The organism is Ruminococcus sp. 5_1_39BFAA, from assembly GCF_964240875.1.
Lineage (GTDB): Bacteria > Bacillota > Clostridia > Lachnospirales > Lachnospiraceae > Blautia_A.
In genome coordinates this window covers 371,514-387,028 of sequence record NZ_CAXSVO010000003.1, presented here as the reverse complement: position 1 = coordinate 387,028, position 15,515 = coordinate 371,514, and the positions used below count along the sequence as shown (strand labels likewise).

19 protein-coding genes are annotated in these 15,515 nt (G+C 46.9%); 18 read left to right on the top strand and 1 reads right to left on the bottom strand.

The features are described 5' to 3' along the window. Positions 1 to 12 precede the first annotated feature (12 nt). Positions 13 to 336 (top strand): cysteine-rich small domain-containing protein, encoded by a 324-nt coding sequence (locus tag ACESZH_RS06765; protein ID WP_373219871.1) that lies wholly within the window; start codon positions 13 to 15, stop codon positions 334 to 336. Between the two features lie 357 nt (positions 337 to 693). Further along, a complete protein-coding gene (locus ACESZH_RS06760) occupies positions 694 to 1,599 on the top strand; it encodes a hypothetical protein (protein WP_373212853.1) in 906 nt (301 codons plus the stop codon). A 94-nt stretch (positions 1,600 to 1,693) separates the two neighbouring features. Here ACESZH_RS06760 and ACESZH_RS06755 read toward each other — a convergent pair whose 3' ends face one another. Continuing rightward, positions 1,694 to 2,407 (bottom strand): phosphatase, encoded by a 714-nt coding sequence (locus ACESZH_RS06755; RefSeq protein WP_373212855.1) that lies wholly within the window; start codon positions 2,405 to 2,407, stop codon positions 1,694 to 1,696. Positions 2,408 to 2,704: 297 nt separating this feature from the next. On the opposite strand from ACESZH_RS06755, the gene ACESZH_RS06750 reads away from it, so the two are divergent. From ACESZH_RS06750 to ACESZH_RS06675, 16 genes are all read left to right on the top strand, one after another. Continuing rightward, the gene (locus ACESZH_RS06750; RefSeq protein WP_373212857.1) at positions 2,705 to 3,082 is read left to right on the top strand and encodes a BMC domain-containing protein; all 378 of its coding nucleotides are present in this window, start codon (positions 2,705 to 2,707) and stop codon (positions 3,080 to 3,082) included. 55 nt (positions 3,083 to 3,137) lie between these two features. Continuing rightward, positions 3,138 to 3,608, top strand: a complete 471-nt coding sequence (locus tag ACESZH_RS06745) for a EutP/PduV family microcompartment system protein (RefSeq protein ID WP_373212860.1) — start codon at positions 3,138 to 3,140, stop codon at positions 3,606 to 3,608. 196 nt (positions 3,609 to 3,804) lie between these two features. Further along, positions 3,805 to 4,662 (top strand): class II aldolase/adducin family protein, encoded by an 858-nt coding sequence (locus ACESZH_RS06740; protein ID WP_373212863.1) that lies wholly within the window; start codon positions 3,805 to 3,807, stop codon positions 4,660 to 4,662. 31 nt (positions 4,663 to 4,693) lie between these two features. Further along, the gene (locus ACESZH_RS06735; RefSeq protein WP_373212865.1) at positions 4,694 to 6,082 is read left to right on the top strand and encodes an aldehyde dehydrogenase family protein; all 1,389 of its coding nucleotides are present in this window, start codon (positions 4,694 to 4,696) and stop codon (positions 6,080 to 6,082) included. Positions 6,083 to 6,099: 17 nt separating this feature from the next. Then, positions 6,100 to 7,329: a zinc-binding dehydrogenase gene (locus tag ACESZH_RS06730; RefSeq protein ID WP_373212868.1), complete on the top strand. Its 1,230-nt coding sequence runs from the start codon at positions 6,100 to 6,102 to the stop codon at positions 7,327 to 7,329. A 23-nt stretch (positions 7,330 to 7,352) separates the two neighbouring features. Next, positions 7,353 to 7,667 carry a BMC domain-containing protein gene (locus tag ACESZH_RS06725; protein WP_373212870.1) on the top strand — a complete coding sequence of 105 codons (315 nt, stop codon included), beginning with the start codon at positions 7,353 to 7,355 and terminating at the stop codon, positions 7,665 to 7,667. A 63-nt stretch (positions 7,668 to 7,730) separates the two neighbouring features. Beyond that, positions 7,731 to 8,006 (top strand): BMC domain-containing protein, encoded by a 276-nt coding sequence (locus ACESZH_RS06720; protein ID WP_373212872.1) that lies wholly within the window; start codon positions 7,731 to 7,733, stop codon positions 8,004 to 8,006. Positions 8,007 to 8,034: 28 nt separating this feature from the next. Beyond that, positions 8,035 to 8,331: a BMC domain-containing protein gene (locus ACESZH_RS06715; protein ID WP_373212874.1), complete on the top strand. Its 297-nt coding sequence runs from the start codon at positions 8,035 to 8,037 to the stop codon at positions 8,329 to 8,331. A gap of 200 nt (positions 8,332 to 8,531) precedes the next feature. Continuing rightward, on the top strand, positions 8,532 to 8,810 hold the full coding sequence (locus ACESZH_RS06710; RefSeq protein ID WP_005427721.1) for a BMC domain-containing protein: 279 nt from the start codon (positions 8,532 to 8,534) through the stop codon (positions 8,808 to 8,810). A 144-nt stretch (positions 8,811 to 8,954) separates the two neighbouring features. After that, positions 8,955 to 9,566, top strand: a complete 612-nt coding sequence (gene pduL / locus ACESZH_RS06705; protein WP_373213674.1) for a phosphate propanoyltransferase — start codon at positions 8,955 to 8,957, stop codon at positions 9,564 to 9,566. Between the two features lie 81 nt (positions 9,567 to 9,647). Next, positions 9,648 to 9,914, top strand: coding sequence for a EutN/CcmL family microcompartment protein (locus ACESZH_RS06700; RefSeq protein ID WP_373212876.1), 267 nt, complete (start codon positions 9,648 to 9,650; stop codon positions 9,912 to 9,914). A 4-nt stretch (positions 9,915 to 9,918) separates the two neighbouring features. Continuing rightward, entirely contained in the window at positions 9,919 to 11,247 is a 1,329-nt protein-coding gene (locus ACESZH_RS06695) for a 4Fe-4S dicluster domain-containing protein (protein WP_373212878.1), read from the top strand. A 16-nt stretch (positions 11,248 to 11,263) separates the two neighbouring features. Next, a complete protein-coding gene (locus ACESZH_RS06690) occupies positions 11,264 to 11,812 on the top strand; it encodes a BMC domain-containing protein (RefSeq protein ID WP_373212880.1) in 549 nt (182 codons plus the stop codon). Positions 11,813 to 11,847: 35 nt separating this feature from the next. Further along, complete coding sequence (locus ACESZH_RS06685; protein WP_373212881.1) at positions 11,848 to 12,612, top strand: DeoR/GlpR family DNA-binding transcription regulator; 765 nt, start codon at positions 11,848 to 11,850, stop codon at positions 12,610 to 12,612. Positions 12,613 to 12,638: 26 nt separating this feature from the next. Continuing rightward, positions 12,639 to 13,790, top strand: a complete 1,152-nt coding sequence (locus tag ACESZH_RS06680) for a 1-propanol dehydrogenase PduQ (RefSeq protein WP_373212883.1) — start codon at positions 12,639 to 12,641, stop codon at positions 13,788 to 13,790. A 49-nt stretch (positions 13,791 to 13,839) separates the two neighbouring features. Beyond that, on the top strand, positions 13,840 to 15,504 hold the full coding sequence (locus tag ACESZH_RS06675; protein ID WP_373212884.1) for a propanediol/glycerol family dehydratase large subunit: 1,665 nt from the start codon (positions 13,840 to 13,842) through the stop codon (positions 15,502 to 15,504). The last annotated feature ends 11 nt before the right edge of the window (positions 15,505 to 15,515 follow it).

Genomic DNA, 15,515 nt, shown 5'->3' with positions numbered 1-15,515 from the left:
TGTTTTTGGCGAATGTACAGGAAAGGGGAGCAACGAATGGAAAAGCAATACTGGGAAGATAAGGAATATTCTTTTTTCAGCCATAAAAAATGCGAATATTTTCCATGCCATAAGGGAGCGAATCCGGATGATTTTAACTGTCTTTTTTGCTATTGCCCACTGTATGCGCTGGGCGACAAATGCGGGGGCAATTTCCGGTACACAGATTCGGGGATCAAAGACTGCACCAATTGCCAGCTTCCTCATAAGAGAAAGAATTACGGCTATGTGACCGGGAAATACCGGGAGCTTGCCGATATGATGAAAAAAATAAAAGAAGATGAAAACAAATTTTGATTTCCGTTGCTTTTTACGGATCAAACAGCACAATAAAAGAGTATAATAGGAAAGTCTTTGGAGAGGATAGCAGCTTCAAAGGCTTCCTTTGGTTTTGAGGTGCGTCTGTATGCATTTATGCTTGACATCATGCCAAAGATATACTAAGATTTTTCTACAGATGATGCGTGCTATAGAGAGATCATCCGGCAATTCAATTCTAAAACATCTTAAATGAAATTCATATCCTGTATTCCAGGAAAATTCCAACCTGTTGTTTTATAATAATTTAGTGGAAAGCCATTGTCTGTCCATATTGTTTTTGCTATAGTTAAATCGGAGGATTTCTCTTTATAGCTTCCACGGAAAGGATGCTATATGGAAGAAATGCAAACGACAAAAGAGAAAAAATCAGAAGCCATGTCTCATGCTGCCCAGCACGAGGATGCCGCCATGAAGGTGATGATGCAGTTTTTTGCGGATGAGCTGCTGGAGCAGTTTGGAATTGAAGGTAAGGTAAAAGCCTTCGGTCCCACAGAGAATGTCTATCTGGAGCTGAAAAAACTGTATGAGGATTTCAATCTCGTCATGGAGGACGGGACATGGAAGCATTTTGAATTCCAGAGTACGAATGAGGGAAAAGAAGGATTAAGGCGTTTCCGTTCCTATGAGGCAGTTGCAAGCTATCAGCACGGTGTGGAAATCACCACATATGTTTTGTATTCCGGAACGATCAAGTCTCCTGTGACAGAGCTGCGGGAGGGCGTAAATACATATCGGATAGTGCCGATCATCATGCAGGACAGAAATGCAGATCTTCTGATAGGAAAACTGAAAGAAAAAGCAGCCAGAGGGGAAGAGATTACGAAATCGGATCTGGTCCAGCTAACCCTGTGCCCACTAATGGCAGGAGAAACATGCCAGAAGGATCGCATCAAGGCTGCATACGAAATCACAAAAGAAGCAACGGAGATTTCTCCGGAGGAAAAGCGAAAGATAGAGGCGGTGATATATACAATGGCAGACAAATTTCTGGACAATGTTAGTATGGAAGAGATTAAGGAGGCGGTCAGTGTGACAAAGCTGGGACAGATGCTGGTGAATGATGGGATCGAAAAGGGAATCGAGAAGGGGATCGAGAAGGGAATCGAAAAGGGAACTGAAAAGACTAAACTGGAAAGTGCCAGAAACCTTCTGGACTTACTGGATGAAGCGACCATTGCCGAACGGATCGGCTTATCCCTGGAAACGGTAAAAAGACTAAAAGAAGAGAACGAAAAGTAACAACAGAAGGGCTATTGTGAAATAGATAGTTCTAAGTGGGGTCAGGTGTGACTTGCATAAGCCACACCTGACCCTGAGATTTTTTTTAAACAAGTCAGCGCGTCTGTAAAAATACCTTCAGTCTGGGAAGCTGATTATTGAGGATCAGACTTTCCGGGAACATGGCCTGATGGACAAATTCTGCCGCATGAGTAAAGTCGCCCACATGTGCGGTGCCGTGACTGTCACTGGAAAGAAGTATAGGTACCTGATATTTTACACAGCAGCGGAGGATCTCCAGTACATTTGCCCTGGTGTCTCCGCGGTAGCCATAAGGGGCGAGGGAAGCCTCGTTGATCTCCGGGACAGCGCCGTATTCCCCGGCGGCTTTTATCAGGGTATCATAGTCTAACGGATAATGGGTATCATCACAGTGACCCAGAATTTTTACAGAAGGATTCTTAATGGCGTTTATAAAAGCTATAGTGTTCGCCTCGCGGGTCAGCGGGCGAAAATTCTGAGTGTGCATACTGGCAATAGCATAATCCAGTCTGTCCAGCAGCTCCTTTTCCAGATCGATCCTTCCGTCTGTATCTAAAATGTTCAATTCCACACCGAATAATAAATCTACGCCGAACCGCCTCTTGGGAGAGAAGGTGAGGCTGCGGAAATAAGATGGCGTTCCGGCAGCGAGAGTAGCGGGCCCATGATCTGTGATGCCCAAAAGCTTAAGGCCTCTCTCGGCAGCTTTTTTTGCCATATGGCTGATGGTGCACGAGGTTCCATGACCGCTGGCAATGGAATGCGTATGCATATCGGAAAGGTACATAAAACCGTCTCCTTTCGCTTTGAAATTTCTATTTAAATCAAGTATGACAGAGTAAAATAAGGTTGTCAACATAAAAATTAAGAAGTTTGAAAAAAACAAACAAAAACCACAATAAAAAACAAACAAAAACCACATTTTTATGGCAAAAACATGTTGTTTTTTGTTGACATTAATATGTACAAAGAGTATAATAAAATACATGAAACACATTCGCCGTTTCGCTGCCGCGCCTGCTGGCGGGGGAGCGGACTAAGACAGGAGAATCTTAGATTTTTCTGTCAGATTGGAGGTTAAAAGATGGGATACACGGACAATATGTCTCCAGAGATGAAGCAGCGTATTGTACAGGAACTGGTTCCGGGCAAACAGGTCTCGCTGGCCCATATCATCGCAAATCCTGACAAGATTCTTTACACAAAGTTGGGACTTGATCCGACGATTGATTATTCCAGGGCTGCTATCGGCATTATGACAGTCAGTCCGGCGGAAACAGCCATTATCATGGCAGACATCGCCCTCAAGTCATCCGGTGTGGAACTGGGATTTGTGGACCGGTTCAGCGGAAGCCTGATTATCACGGGCACAGTTTCGGAGGTTGAATCGTCTACTAATTCGATTTTGGAGTATGTTGGCGAAAAACTGGGATTCGTCGTATGTCCGATCACCAGAACGTGATACTTTATCAGAATAGATACCCCGTTATACGATTGGAAAGGATTGGCTTGGAATTATGAAAAAAATGGTTCTTATTGGCCGCAGTGAAGCGGGTAAGACGACCCTGACCCAGGCATTGCGGGGAGAAAAGATACATTATCACAAGACCCAGTATGTGAATCATTTTGATGTAATTGTGGATACGCCGGGAGAATATGCCCAGACGAAAGGGCTTGGACATGCCCTTGCGCTGTATACATATGAGTCTGATATTGTGGGACTCCTTGTTTCGGCAACAGAACCCTACTGTCTGTTCCCGCCCTGCATTACCTGTATGGCTAACCGCGAGGTGATCGGGATCGTGACGAAGATCCACGAACCGGATGCGCGCAGAGATATGGCAACCTCATGGCTGAGACTTGCCGGCTGCAAAAAGATTTTTTATGTGGATTCCAAAACCCATGAAGGTGTTCCGGAAATACTGGAATACCTGAGAGAAGAAGGCGATGTGATGCCCTGGGAACAAGAAAATGAGAAATCACAATAAAAACAACACTAAAATTCCACAGAAAACAACACAAAACAACGGAATATACTTGACTTATCTTGTGGGATGCGGTAAAATTGCATCAGAAACAAAAGTAACAAGGCTGCCAGTGCGCGGCCATAAAAAAAGTTACCTGATACGGCTGTAAAAAAATGAGGGCAGCCGTATCCAAATGCGCTTAAGGAGGAAGAAAAGCATGGTAAACGAATTTGAAATCAAAAAACAGATTTGCGACATTGGAAGAAGAATCTACAATCGCAACATGGTTGCAGCAAATGACGGAAACATTTCCGTAAAGCTCAACGACAATGAATTCCTTTGCACACCTACAGGTGTATCCAAAGGATTTATGACACCTGAGTTCATCTGTAAAGTAGATGCAAAGGGTAATGTGATTCAGGCTAACCCGGGCTTCAAACCATCCTCTGAGATCAAAATGCACATGAGAGTGTATGAGAAGAGACCGGATGTTGGTTCCGTTGTACATGCTCATCCTATCTACGCAACCTCTTTTGCAATTGCAGGCATCCCGCTGACACAGCCGATCATGCCAGAGGCAGTTATCGCATTAGGATGCGTGCCGATCGCTGAGTACGGTACACCTTCCACTATGGAAATTCCGGACAATCTGGAAAAATACCTTCCATATTTCGACGCAGTTCTTCTTGAGAATCACGGAGCACTTACCTGGAGCACAGATCTGAACGCTGCATACATGAAGATGGAATCCGTTGAATTCTATGCACAGCTTCTGTATCAGTCCAAGCTTCTGGGCGGCCCGAAGGAATTCGATGAGAAGAATATCGAGAAACTGTATGCGATCCGTCGTAAATTTGGTATGCCAGGAAAACATCCGGCAAGCATCTGCCTGAACAAAGACGGAAAGAACTGCCACAACTGCGGCGGCGCATGCCACAGCGAAGAATACAAACAGTTCCCGGGATATCAGTATGATTTCGTGGGCAAGGACGCAAGCGATGCTCCGAAAGCTTCTGACGCAGAACTGGTAGCAAATATCACAAAACAGGTTATGGCACAGTTAGGACTGAAATAATTACCTGTGAATCGTAAGGAGGAACAATCTCATGCCAATTAGCGAAAGCATGGTACAGGATATTGTACAGGAAGTAATGGCAAAAATGCAGATTGCAGCAGCTCCGGCCGGTAAACATGGCATTTTCAAAGACATGAACGATGCGATCGAGGCAGCTAAGAAGGCTGAACTGATCGTAAAGAGAATGTCCATGGACCAGAGAGAAAAAATCATCACCTGCATCCGCAAAAAGACAAAAGAAAATGCGGAAGTTCTTGCCCGCATGGGTGTGGACGAAACCGGTATGGGAAATGTTGGCGACAAGATCCTGAAACATCATCTTGTAGCGGACAAGACCCCAGGTACTGAGGATATCACCACAACTGCATGGTCCGGCGACAGAGGACTTACCCTTATTGAAATGGGACCGTTCGGTGTGATCGGTGCAATTACTCCATGTACAAACCCAAGCGAAACGATCCTGTGCAACACGATCGGCATGCTGGCAGGAGGAAATACAGTTGTATTCAATCCTCATCCGGCTGCTATCAAAACATCTATCTACGCGATCAATCTTCTGAACGAGGCTTCCCTGGAAGCAGGCGGACCGGATAACATTGCGGTAACGGTAGAAAAACCAACCTTAGAGACAAGCAATATCATGATGAAACATAAAGATATCCCGCTCATCGCCGCAACAGGTGGCCCAGGCGTTGTAACCGCAGTCCTTTCCTCCGGAAAGCGCGGCATCGGCGCAGGTGCAGGCAACCCGCCGGCACTGGTGGATGAGACAGCAGACATCCGTAAGGCTGCTCAGGATATCGTAAACGGATGTACATTCGACAATAACCTTCCGTGTATCGCAGAAAAAGAGATCGTAGCAGTTTCACCGATCGTGGATGAACTGATGCACTATCTTATTACTGAGAACGACTGCTACCTGGCTTCTGAGGAAGAGCAGAAGAAGCTGACAGATGTTGTTCTGGCAGGCGGAAAGCTGAACCGTAAATGCGTAGGACGTGACGCAAGAACATTACTTTCCATGATCGGAGTCAATGTTCCGGCAAACATCCGCTGTATCGTGTTCGAGGGACCGAAGGAGCATCCGCTGATCACTACGGAGCTTATGATGCCGATCCTGGGCGTTGTAAGAGCAAAGGATTTTGATGATGCGGTAGAGCAGGCTGTATGGCTTGAGCATGGCAACCGCCATTCTGCACACATCCATTCCAAGAACATTGACAATATCACCAAATATGCGAAAGCAATCGACACCGCAATCCTTGTAAAGAATGCACCTTCCTATGCAGCACTTGGATTCGGAGGAGAAGGCTACTGCACCTTTACCATCGCAAGCCGTACAGGTGAGGGTCTGACAAGTGCAAGTACCTTTACTAAGAGAAGACGCTGCGTAATGTCAGACAGCCTTTGCATTCGTTGACAGGAGGATAAAGAATAATGGATATGAATAATGTAAATATTGAAGAAATTGTAAAACAGGTACTTGCTGGTATGACAGGAACCACTTCTGAGTCTACTGCACCGGCAAAAGCAGCACCGGCAGCAGGCGGAGCAATCCCGAAAACTGCAAGAGTTGCAGTCCTGACAGAGAAAGAGCACTTCGACTTAAAAGAATACCCGATCCCTCCTGTAGGCGATGACGATATTCTTGTTAAGGTAGAAGGCTGCGGCGTTTGCGGTACAGACGCTCATGAGTTTAAGAGAGACCCGTTTAACCTGATCCCGGTAGCGCTTGGACATGAGGGAACCGGTGAAATCGTGGCTATGGGTAAAAACGTAAAGACTGACACCGCAGGCAAACCGGTTAAGGTCGGTGATAAAGTTGTCACCTGTATGATCTTCAAGGATGATCCTGAGATCACAATGTTCGACCTGAATAAGAAAAACGTAGGCGGCGCTGATGTATACGGACTTCTTCCAGATGATGACGTTCATCTGAACGGATGGTTCTCCGATTACATCTTCATCCGCGGCGGAGATTTTGGTTCCACATTCTTTAATGTAAGCGACCTGGATCTTGATTCCCGTATCCTGATCGAGCCGTGTGCAGTTCTTGTACATGCAGTTGAGAGAGCTAAAACAACCGGTATCCTTCGTTTCAACAGCAGAGTTGTTGTACAGGGATGCGGACCGATCGGTCTGATCTGTATCGCAGTTCTCCGTACCATGGGTATCGAGAATATCTGTGCAGTAGACGGAAATCAGCAGCGTCTTGATTTCGCTAAGAGAATGGGCGCAGAGGTATCCGTAAACTTCCAGGACTTCAAGGGAATCGAAGCCCTTGCAGGCGGAGTGAAGGATGCATTCGGCGGACATCTGGCAGACTTTGCGTTCCAGTGTACAGGTTCTCCTGTTGCACACTCTAACATTTATAAATTCATCCGCAACGGCGGCGGACTTTGCGAGCTTGGTTTCTTCATCAACGGCGGAGATGCTACCATCAACCCGCACTTTGATATCTGCTCCAAAGAGATCACGACCGTAGGCTCCTGGGTATACACCCTGAGAGATTATGTTACAACCTTTGATTTCCTGAGAAGAGCAAAGGGTATCGGACTTCCGATGTCTGAGCTGATCACAGACAGATTCCCGTTAGAGGAGATCAACGAGGCTCTGAAGACCAATCTTGCTATGACAGGTCTGAAGATTGCAGTTATCAACAAATAGTTGCAGGATAAAGGAGAAGCAAGATGGCAGAAGCTGTAGGAATTTTAGAGGTATTCGGACTTACCACAGCTTTCGTAGCGGCCGATGCCGGCTGTAAGGCAGCAAATGTCCATCTGGAGGTTTTTGATAAAAATAAACCTGCAAATGCGGACAGCCTGCCGGTACCGCTTCTTGTCTGCATCAAATTCCGCGGAAGCGTGGCAGACGTGACAGCGGCTGTGGAAGCCGGAATAGAAACTGCAAACAGAATGACCGGAGTGGTTCAGCATTATGTGATCGCCAATCCGGAATCCGGTACGGAGAAAATGCTGAAGATCAGCGCTTTGGATAAAAACTAGCGCTGTATGGATGGTTTAAAAGATATTTTTATTAATTGAGGTTAAATTCAGGAGGAATTCATCATGGCACAGGAAGCTTTAGGAATGGTAGAAACCAGAGGACTTACCGCTGCAATCGAGGCAGCAGATGCAATGACAAAAGCAGCAGAGGTTAGCCTGGTTGGCACCGAAAAAATCGGTTCCGGTCTTGTAACTGTTATGGTTCGCGGAGATGTAGGAGCTGTTAAGGCAGCCGTTGAGAGCGGAAGCGCAGCAGCATCCAGACTTGGTGAGCTGGTAGCTACCCATGTAATCCCGAGACCGCATAACGACGTGGAAAAGATCCTGCCTACCATCTAATGGATGAAAGGTATTAAGGAGTTCGCTCATGAGTAAATCATATGGTTTTATAGAAATCACAGGTGTTGTGGCAGCTATGGATGCCCTGGACATCATGTGCAAAACGGCAGACGTTGAGCTGGCGTCATGGGAGCGTAAGCTGGGCGGACGACTGGTGACCATTATTGTAGAAGGCGATGTGGCTGCTGTCACGGAAGCTGTGGAAGCAGCGGCAGCAGGAGCCATTAAAAAACCGGCGAGCTACGCAGTAATTGCCCGTCCCCATGAGGAAATCGTCAAGATGGTGGAATTAAGCGCAAGTCGATGGAAAAACAAGAAAAAATAGGGGGATGAACGATGGCTGACGAAGAAAAGAAAGAAACAGCGAAAAAAGCAGCCCCTAAAAAGGCAGCCGCTCCCAGAAGAACGGCAAAAGCTACAAAAACCCAGGCCGCAGCAGCAGACGCAGCACCGGCTGAGGTAAAAAGTACAGAATCCCAAAAAGTAAACGCTGAAAGCTCAGCAAATCATAAGGAGGAAAGAATTATGACACAGGAAGCATTAGGAATGGTAGAAACCAGAGGACTTACAGCAGCTATCGAGGCAGCAGACCAGATGTGCAAAGCAGCTAACGTTGCATTAGTTGGCACAGAGAAGATCGGTTCCGGTCTTGTAACTGTTATGGTTCGCGGAGATGTAGGAGCTGTTAAATCTGCAGTTGAGAGCGGAAGCGCAGCAGCATCCAGACTTGGCGAGCTGGTAGCTACCCATGTAATCCCGAGACCACACACTGACGTTGAGAAAATCCTTCCGGTTCTTAAATAAGAATAACCGAACAAGGTGAGGTTATTCGCCCCAGATTGGCCGGGCCAATCTGTTTCCGCAAGTAATCTGGCCTGAATGCAGGAAAAAACTGGAAAGAAAGCGGGTGTACTCTTGGAAACGAATAATATCGAACTCATTACTAAAATGGTAATCGAGGCAATTAATAAGAATGAAACAAAAGGCGAAGGCTTTATGGTGCCGATTGGAGTTTCCGCAAGACATATCCACCTGACACAGGAGCATGTAGAAGCATTATTCGGACCCGGATATCAGCTCACCAAAAAGAAAGAGCTGATGGGCGGACAGTTTGCTTCTAACGAGACTGTTACGATTGTAGGGCTGAAGCTTCGTGCGATCGAAAACGTCAGAATCTTAGGACCGGTCCGCAAAGCATCCCAGGTTGAGGTATCTGCTACAGATGCCATCAAGCTTGGCATGAAGGTTCCGGTTCGTGAATCCGGCGATGTAAAGGGCAGTGCTCCGATCGCTATCGTAGGACCGAAAGGTGCGATCTATCTGAACGAGGGATGTATTGTGGCTATGCGTCATATACATATGTCTCCGAAGGATGCGCAGGCAGCAGGTGTCAAGGACGGCGATATCGTTTCCGTAAAAGCTGACAATGAGCGTGGAACGATTTTCAATCAGGTAAAGATCCGTGTGCATGACAGCTTTACTCTGGAAATGCACATCGATACCGATGAAGCAAACGCAGCAAAAATCGCCACAGGCAATACAGTTACCATCATTAAATAAAATGAATAAATTCCTCCCCATAGCCGATGGCAGTTTCTGTCATCGGCAGTGGAGGATTATCAGAAAATTTCGGAGGCTCATATGATTGTAGGCAAAGTGGTAGGAAGCGTGGTTTCCACACGGAAAAGTGAAAAACTGATAGGAAGTAAATTCATGATTGTGGAGCCGTTGCATCATATGAAGGGTGACCTCAGTCAGATTGTTGCAATCGATATCATTGGTGCAGGAATCGGTGAATATGTATTGGTGGCACAAGGAAGCGCAGCAAGAATTGGCTGCGGCGTAGAAACAGCACCGGTAGATGCTGCCATTGTTGGTATCGTCGATGACGGTGCAGGATTGGAGTAACGCCATGGATATCAAAGAATTACAGAATATTATACAGGAGAATGGTGTAGTAGGTGCCGGAGGCGCAGGCTTCCCTACATATATGAAGCTCAGCGACAAGGCGAATACTATTCTCATGAACTGTGCAGAGTGCGAGCCTTTACTGAAACTACACAGACAGTTATTAGAAAAGCACGCATATGAGATTATGAAGACTTTCAATCTGGTGGCAGAGACCGTTGGTGCATCTGAAGCCATCATTGGAATCAAAAAATCTTATGTACAGACTGTGAATGCTTTAAACCAGCATATTGAAGAATTCCCGAATATGCGGATTCACCTTTTGGATGAGGTATATCCTATGGGAGATGAGGTTGTCCTGATCTACGAGGCAACCGGGCGCGTGGTAAGACCTGGCGGACTTCCCATTGAGCAGGGAGTAGCAGTGTTCAATGTGGAAACCATCTACAATGTTTACCGCGCAGTAGAAAAAAAGAAACCGGTAACCGATAAATACGTTTCTGTTGTGGCAGAAGTAAACAACCCTGTAACAGTTCGGGTTCCTCTGGGCTGTACCATGGATGATGTTGTTGCCCAGGCAGGTGGCGTAACGATCAAGGATCCGGTATATTTTATCGGCGGACCTATGATGGGCCGCATCGGCACAGGTTCTGAGCCGGTAACAAAGACAACAAACGCGATCCTGGTTCTTCCAAAGGATCATGTGATTGTACAGAAGAAGATGCGTACTTCTTCCATAGATTTAAAACGTGCAGCATCCATTTGCTGCCAGTGTAACACCTGTACGGACCTTTGTCCGCGTAACAACCTTGGACATCCCATTGACCCGGCAAGGTTTATGAGAGCAGCCTCCAACCAGGATTTCAGGGATCTGAATCCATATATTGACGCAGCTTTCTGCAGCTCCTGCGGTGTATGTGAGATGTATTCCTGTCCACAGAGTCTTGCTCCAAGAACACTTCTGGCAGATATGAAAGCCGGCCTCAGAAAAGGCGGCGTCCGTCCGCCTCAGGGAGTACAGCCGGCACCTGTTCAGGAATCCAGGGCTTACCGCAAAGTACCGGAAGAACGACTGATGGCACGTCTTGGCCTGACCAGGTACGATAAGGATGCACCGATGGACGAAACCTTAGTTGGCGTTCCAAAAGTAAAGATCCTTTTAAGCCAGCATATCGGAGCACCGGCCCAGGCGATTGTAAAAGTAGGCGATGAAGTGACAAGAGGGCAGATGATCGCGCAGCCTGCCAACGGATTAAGTGTGGGAATCCACGCAACGATCTGTGGAAAGGTAACCGAAGTGACAGACCGCCACATTATAATTGCAAAGAATTAGAAAGGACGTGCAGAACATGAGTAAAGCAATCGGAATGATTGAATTCAAAACCACAGCCACCGGCGTTACTGCAGCAGATGCAATGGTAAAGACATCTGAAGTAGAGATCGTCGAGGCGCAGACCGTGTGTCCGGGCAAATATATTGCAATTATTACCGGTGATTTAAGTGCGGTAAAGGCTGCCGTTGACGCGGCTGTGACAACATATGAGGATAAATGTATTGACAGCTTTGTGCTGGGTAATCCCCATGACTCCATTTTCCCGGCTATCTACGGAACCACTCAGGTGGAAGAAATCAGTGCTTTGGGAATCCTGGAGACCTATGATGCTGCTTCTATCATCGAGGCGGCAGATCAGGCTGCAAAGACGGCAATCGTTGATCTGATCGAACTTCGTATCGCAAAAGGTATGTGCGGTAAATCATATATGATGATTACCGGAGAAGTTTCCGCAGTGGAAGCATCTATTCAGAGAGCGAAAGAGCTTGTTGCAGAAAAGGGCATGTATCTGGATTCTTCCGTTATCGCCCATCCTGACAGGCGTATGATCGACAGCCTTCTCTAGTCATACCTTGACACCTCAAAAGGAGGCAGAAGATTATGCTAGCATTAGAGAGACGGAATTTGATTCTGGAAAAACTTCAGGAAGAAAAGCGGGTTGTGGTAAGTGAACTGAGCCAGCTTTATAATGTCTCTGAAGAAACCATCCGACGTGATCTTGATAAGCTGGAAAAAGAAGGGTTGGCTATCAAGAGCTACGGCGGCGCGGTGATTAATGAGGATGTCAGTATTGATTTGCCCTTCAATGTCAGAAAAAACCAGAATGTAGCGGGCAAGCAGAGAATGGCGGAGATCGTGGCTTCGCTGGTGCACGAGGGAGAGCATCTTTTCCTGGATGCCAGCACCACAGCCGTTTTTGTTGCCAAGGCCCTGAAAGAAAAAGAGCGTCTGACCGTTATTACCAATTCCATGGAGATACTTCTGGAGTTGTCTGACGTGTCCGGATGGAATATCATTTCCACGGGAGGCATGATGAAGGAAGGCTATCTGGCTTTCCTTGGTTCAAGAACAGAAGAAGTGATCCGTTCTTATTATGTGGATACGGCGATCTTCTCCTGCAAGGCCCTTGACACGAGCTGGGGGATCATGGAATCCCAGGAAGCCTTCGGCTCAGCAAAAAAGGCCATGATAGCCTCCGGACGGAGAAAGATTCTGGTTGTAGACAGTACAAAATTTGACCAAACCGCGTTTTCTGTTGCCGGAAATCTGCGGGACGTGGAGATCGTTGTGACGGACACAAAGCCCTCCGACAAATGGCTGAAGCTGTTTGAAGAGAGCGGCGTGGAATGCAGATATCCGTCATAGCGTCTAACGGAAAAGGAGCATCATATATGAATACCTTTGAAATGAGAACAGTCATCCATTTCGGCGACAATGCACTGGACAGACTGAGAAATCTTCCGTATAAACGGGTGCTGGTCATTACAGATCCGTTTATTGCAAAAGGAAGTATGATTGACTTGATTACGGGACCCCTTGATAAGGGCGGTATCGAGTATGATATTTTCAGCGATGTGGTACCGGATGCGCCGGTAGGAAAAATTGCAGAAGGCGTTAAAAAGTTTCTGCAGTATCAGCCGGAAGCAATCGTGGCCGTAGGAGGAGGATCCGCGATCGATTCTTCAAAGGCAATCCGTGAGTTTGCATTGAAGATCAATAACTATGGAAAGGTTGGACTGATCGCCATACCGACTACAAGCGGTACAGGCTCTGAGGTAACCTCCTTTGCTGTAGTAAATGATACGGATGCACATGTAAAATATCCGCTGATTTCAGACAGTCTGACAGCGGATGAAGCGATTCTGGACGCAGAGCTGGTAAGAAGCGTGCCTCCGTCTATTACGGCAGACACAGGTATGGATGTTTTCACCCATGCGTTGGAATCCTATGTGAGTACAGCACATAATGAGTTTTCTTCCGCGCTCGCGGAAAAAGCCATTGAGATCTGCGGTGTATTCCTGCTTAGGGCTTATCTGGACGGAAACGATATGCACGCCCGCAATAAAATGCACGTAGCATCCTGTCTGGCAGGTCTTTCCTTTAATACGGCAGGTCTTGGAATCACGCACAGTATGGCACATCAGCTTGGCGCTGTATTCCATATTCCTCATGGACGTGCCAATGCAATGCTTCTTCCGCACATTGTTGAGTTTAATGCAGATATCAACAAACACAGCAGAAGCCAGAAGGAATATCTTCCGGCAGTAAAACGGTATTCCAATATCGCCCATATCCTGGGACTGAGCAATTACAATAAGGTCATGACTGTGAGATCTCTGGTAAACTGGATCCAGTTTATGCAGAAGGAAATGAACATTCCTCTGACTATTCAGGAGCTGGGAACCATTACTCCGGATGCTTATTTTGCAGCAATCGATAAGATGGCTGATGCAGCGCTTGCGGATACCTGTACAGCGAACAATCCCAGAGTTCCCACAAAGGAAGATATCGTAAAGATTTATACGAAGCTGTGGTCTTTCTGACAAAGGGATTTTTCTGAAAAAAGTCTTTTTTATAGAAAAGGTAGAAGCTATGAAAAGATCAAAAAGAATTGAGACTTTGGATAGCAGGGCTGTCAACAAAGACGGGTTTATTGACGAGTGGCCGGAGATGGGATTTGTGGCCATGGATAGTCCCTATGATCCAAAGCCCTCTGTAAAAGTTGAGAACGGTGTGATCACAGAGCTGGATGGAAAAAAGAGAGAAGATTTCGACTTTCTGGATCAGTTTATTGCAGATTATGCCATTCGTATAGACAGAACTGAGGAATCCATGAAGATTCCCTCCCTGGAGATTGCGAGAAAGATCGTGGATATCCAGACAACAAGAAAAGAGATCCTTACCATCGTATCCGGTATTACACCGGCAAAGATGAAGGAGGTCATCAACTACTTAAATGTAGTGGAAATGATGATGGGTATGCAGAAAATGCGTGCCAGAAAGGTGCCGGGCAACCAGGCTCACATCACAAACCTGAAGGATGATCCGGTTCAGATCGCAGCGGACGCAGCAGAAGGTGCTCTTCGCGGTTTCAGCGAGGAGGAGACCACAATGGGCGTGGCAAGATACGCGCCATTCAGCTCCATTGCACTTCTGATCGGCTCCCAGACAGGAAGAAAGGGTGTGCTTACCCAGTGTTCCGCTGAGGAGGCTACGGAGCTGGAGCTGGGAATCCGAGGCTTTACCACCTATGCAGAGACACTTTCCGTATATGGTACGGAGAAGGTGTTTGTGGACGGCGATGATACCCCATATTCCAAGGCATTTCTGAACTCCGCATACGCATCCAGAGGCTTAAAGGTAAGATTTACCTCCGGTGCAGGCTCTGAGGTCCTGATGGGAAGCAGTGAGAAAAAGTCTATGCTTTACCTGGAATGCCGCTGTCTGTATGTGACAAAGGGCGCCGGTTCCCAGGGAATCCAGAATGGTTCCGTAAGCTGTATCGGTGTTGCGGCAGGCGTTCCTGCCGGAATCCGTGAGGTGATCGGAGAGAACCTTGTGGCTGCCCTTCTGGGACTGGAATGCGCATCATCCAATGACCAGAGCTTTTCCAATTCCGATATGAGAAGGACTGCCAGGACCATGCTGCAGTTCATGCCGGGTACAGACTTTATTTTCTCCGGATATGCAGCAGAGCCAAACTATGACAATATGTTTGCAGGTTCCAACTTTGATGCGGAAGATTTTGACGATTACAATGTTATGCAGAGAGATATGCAGGTTGACGGCGGTCTGCGCCCGGTAACGGAGGAAGAAGTGATCCGTGTCCGCAGGGAGGCAGGAAAAGCAGTTCAGGCTGTATTCAAATATCTGGGTCTTACGGAAGTAACCGATGAGCAGGTTGAGGCAGTTACCTATGCACATGGAAGCAAGGATACTCTGAACCGTGATTCTGCGGCGGACATTATGGCTGCTGATGATCTCATGAAGAGAGGCATCACAGGCATTGATGTGGTGAAGGCGCTGGCAGAAAGCGGCTTTGAGGAGCTTGCCCAGAGTGTGCTGAATATGCTGAAGCAGCGTGTCATCGGAGACTATATGCACACAGCGGCGATCCTGGATGAGAATTTCCAGGTAATGTCAGGTGTGAATACCCCAAATGATTACATGGGACCGGGAACCGGATATCGTGTAACTGGAAAACGCTGGGAGGAGATCAAAGCGATTCCTCACAGGATCAATGCAAATGATTTTTAGGAGGCTGTGCC

What these genes read in the sequence shown, in the direction of transcription:
- ACESZH_RS06685 (WP_373212881.1), top strand. Translation starts at nt 11,848, where the DNA reads ATGCTAGCATTAGAGAGACGGAATTTGATTCTGGAAAAACTTCAGGAA.
- ACESZH_RS06695 (WP_373212878.1), top strand. Translation starts at nt 9,919, where the DNA reads ATGGATATCAAAGAATTACAGAATATTATACAGGAGAATGGTGTAGTA.
- ACESZH_RS06710 (WP_005427721.1), top strand. Translation starts at nt 8,532, where the DNA reads ATGACACAGGAAGCATTAGGAATGGTAGAAACCAGAGGACTTACAGCA.
- ACESZH_RS06700 (WP_373212876.1), top strand. Translation starts at nt 9,648, where the DNA reads ATGATTGTAGGCAAAGTGGTAGGAAGCGTGGTTTCCACACGGAAAAGT.
- ACESZH_RS06680 (WP_373212883.1), top strand. Translation starts at nt 12,639, where the DNA reads ATGAATACCTTTGAAATGAGAACAGTCATCCATTTCGGCGACAATGCA.
- ACESZH_RS06720 (WP_373212872.1), top strand. Translation starts at nt 7,731, where the DNA reads ATGGCACAGGAAGCTTTAGGAATGGTAGAAACCAGAGGACTTACCGCT.
- ACESZH_RS06675 (WP_373212884.1), top strand. Translation starts at nt 13,840, where the DNA reads ATGAAAAGATCAAAAAGAATTGAGACTTTGGATAGCAGGGCTGTCAAC.
- ACESZH_RS06760 (WP_373212853.1), top strand. Translation starts at nt 694, where the DNA reads ATGGAAGAAATGCAAACGACAAAAGAGAAAAAATCAGAAGCCATGTCT.
- ACESZH_RS06715 (WP_373212874.1), top strand. Translation starts at nt 8,035, where the DNA reads ATGAGTAAATCATATGGTTTTATAGAAATCACAGGTGTTGTGGCAGCT.
- ACESZH_RS06735 (WP_373212865.1), top strand. Translation starts at nt 4,694, where the DNA reads ATGCCAATTAGCGAAAGCATGGTACAGGATATTGTACAGGAAGTAATG.
- ACESZH_RS06765 (WP_373219871.1), top strand. Translation starts at nt 13, where the DNA reads ATGTACAGGAAAGGGGAGCAACGAATGGAAAAGCAATACTGGGAAGAT.
- ACESZH_RS06745 (WP_373212860.1), top strand. Translation starts at nt 3,138, where the DNA reads ATGAAAAAAATGGTTCTTATTGGCCGCAGTGAAGCGGGTAAGACGACC.
- ACESZH_RS06725 (WP_373212870.1), top strand. Translation starts at nt 7,353, where the DNA reads ATGGCAGAAGCTGTAGGAATTTTAGAGGTATTCGGACTTACCACAGCT.
- ACESZH_RS06690 (WP_373212880.1), top strand. Translation starts at nt 11,264, where the DNA reads ATGAGTAAAGCAATCGGAATGATTGAATTCAAAACCACAGCCACCGGC.
- ACESZH_RS06730 (WP_373212868.1), top strand. Translation starts at nt 6,100, where the DNA reads ATGGATATGAATAATGTAAATATTGAAGAAATTGTAAAACAGGTACTT.
- pduL (WP_373213674.1), top strand. Translation starts at nt 8,955, where the DNA reads ATGGTAATCGAGGCAATTAATAAGAATGAAACAAAAGGCGAAGGCTTT.
- ACESZH_RS06750 (WP_373212857.1), top strand. Translation starts at nt 2,705, where the DNA reads ATGGGATACACGGACAATATGTCTCCAGAGATGAAGCAGCGTATTGTA.
- ACESZH_RS06740 (WP_373212863.1), top strand. Translation starts at nt 3,805, where the DNA reads ATGGTAAACGAATTTGAAATCAAAAAACAGATTTGCGACATTGGAAGA.
- ACESZH_RS06755 (WP_373212855.1), bottom strand. Translation starts at nt 2,407, where the DNA reads ATGTACCTTTCCGATATGCATACGCATTCCATTGCCAGCGGTCATGGA.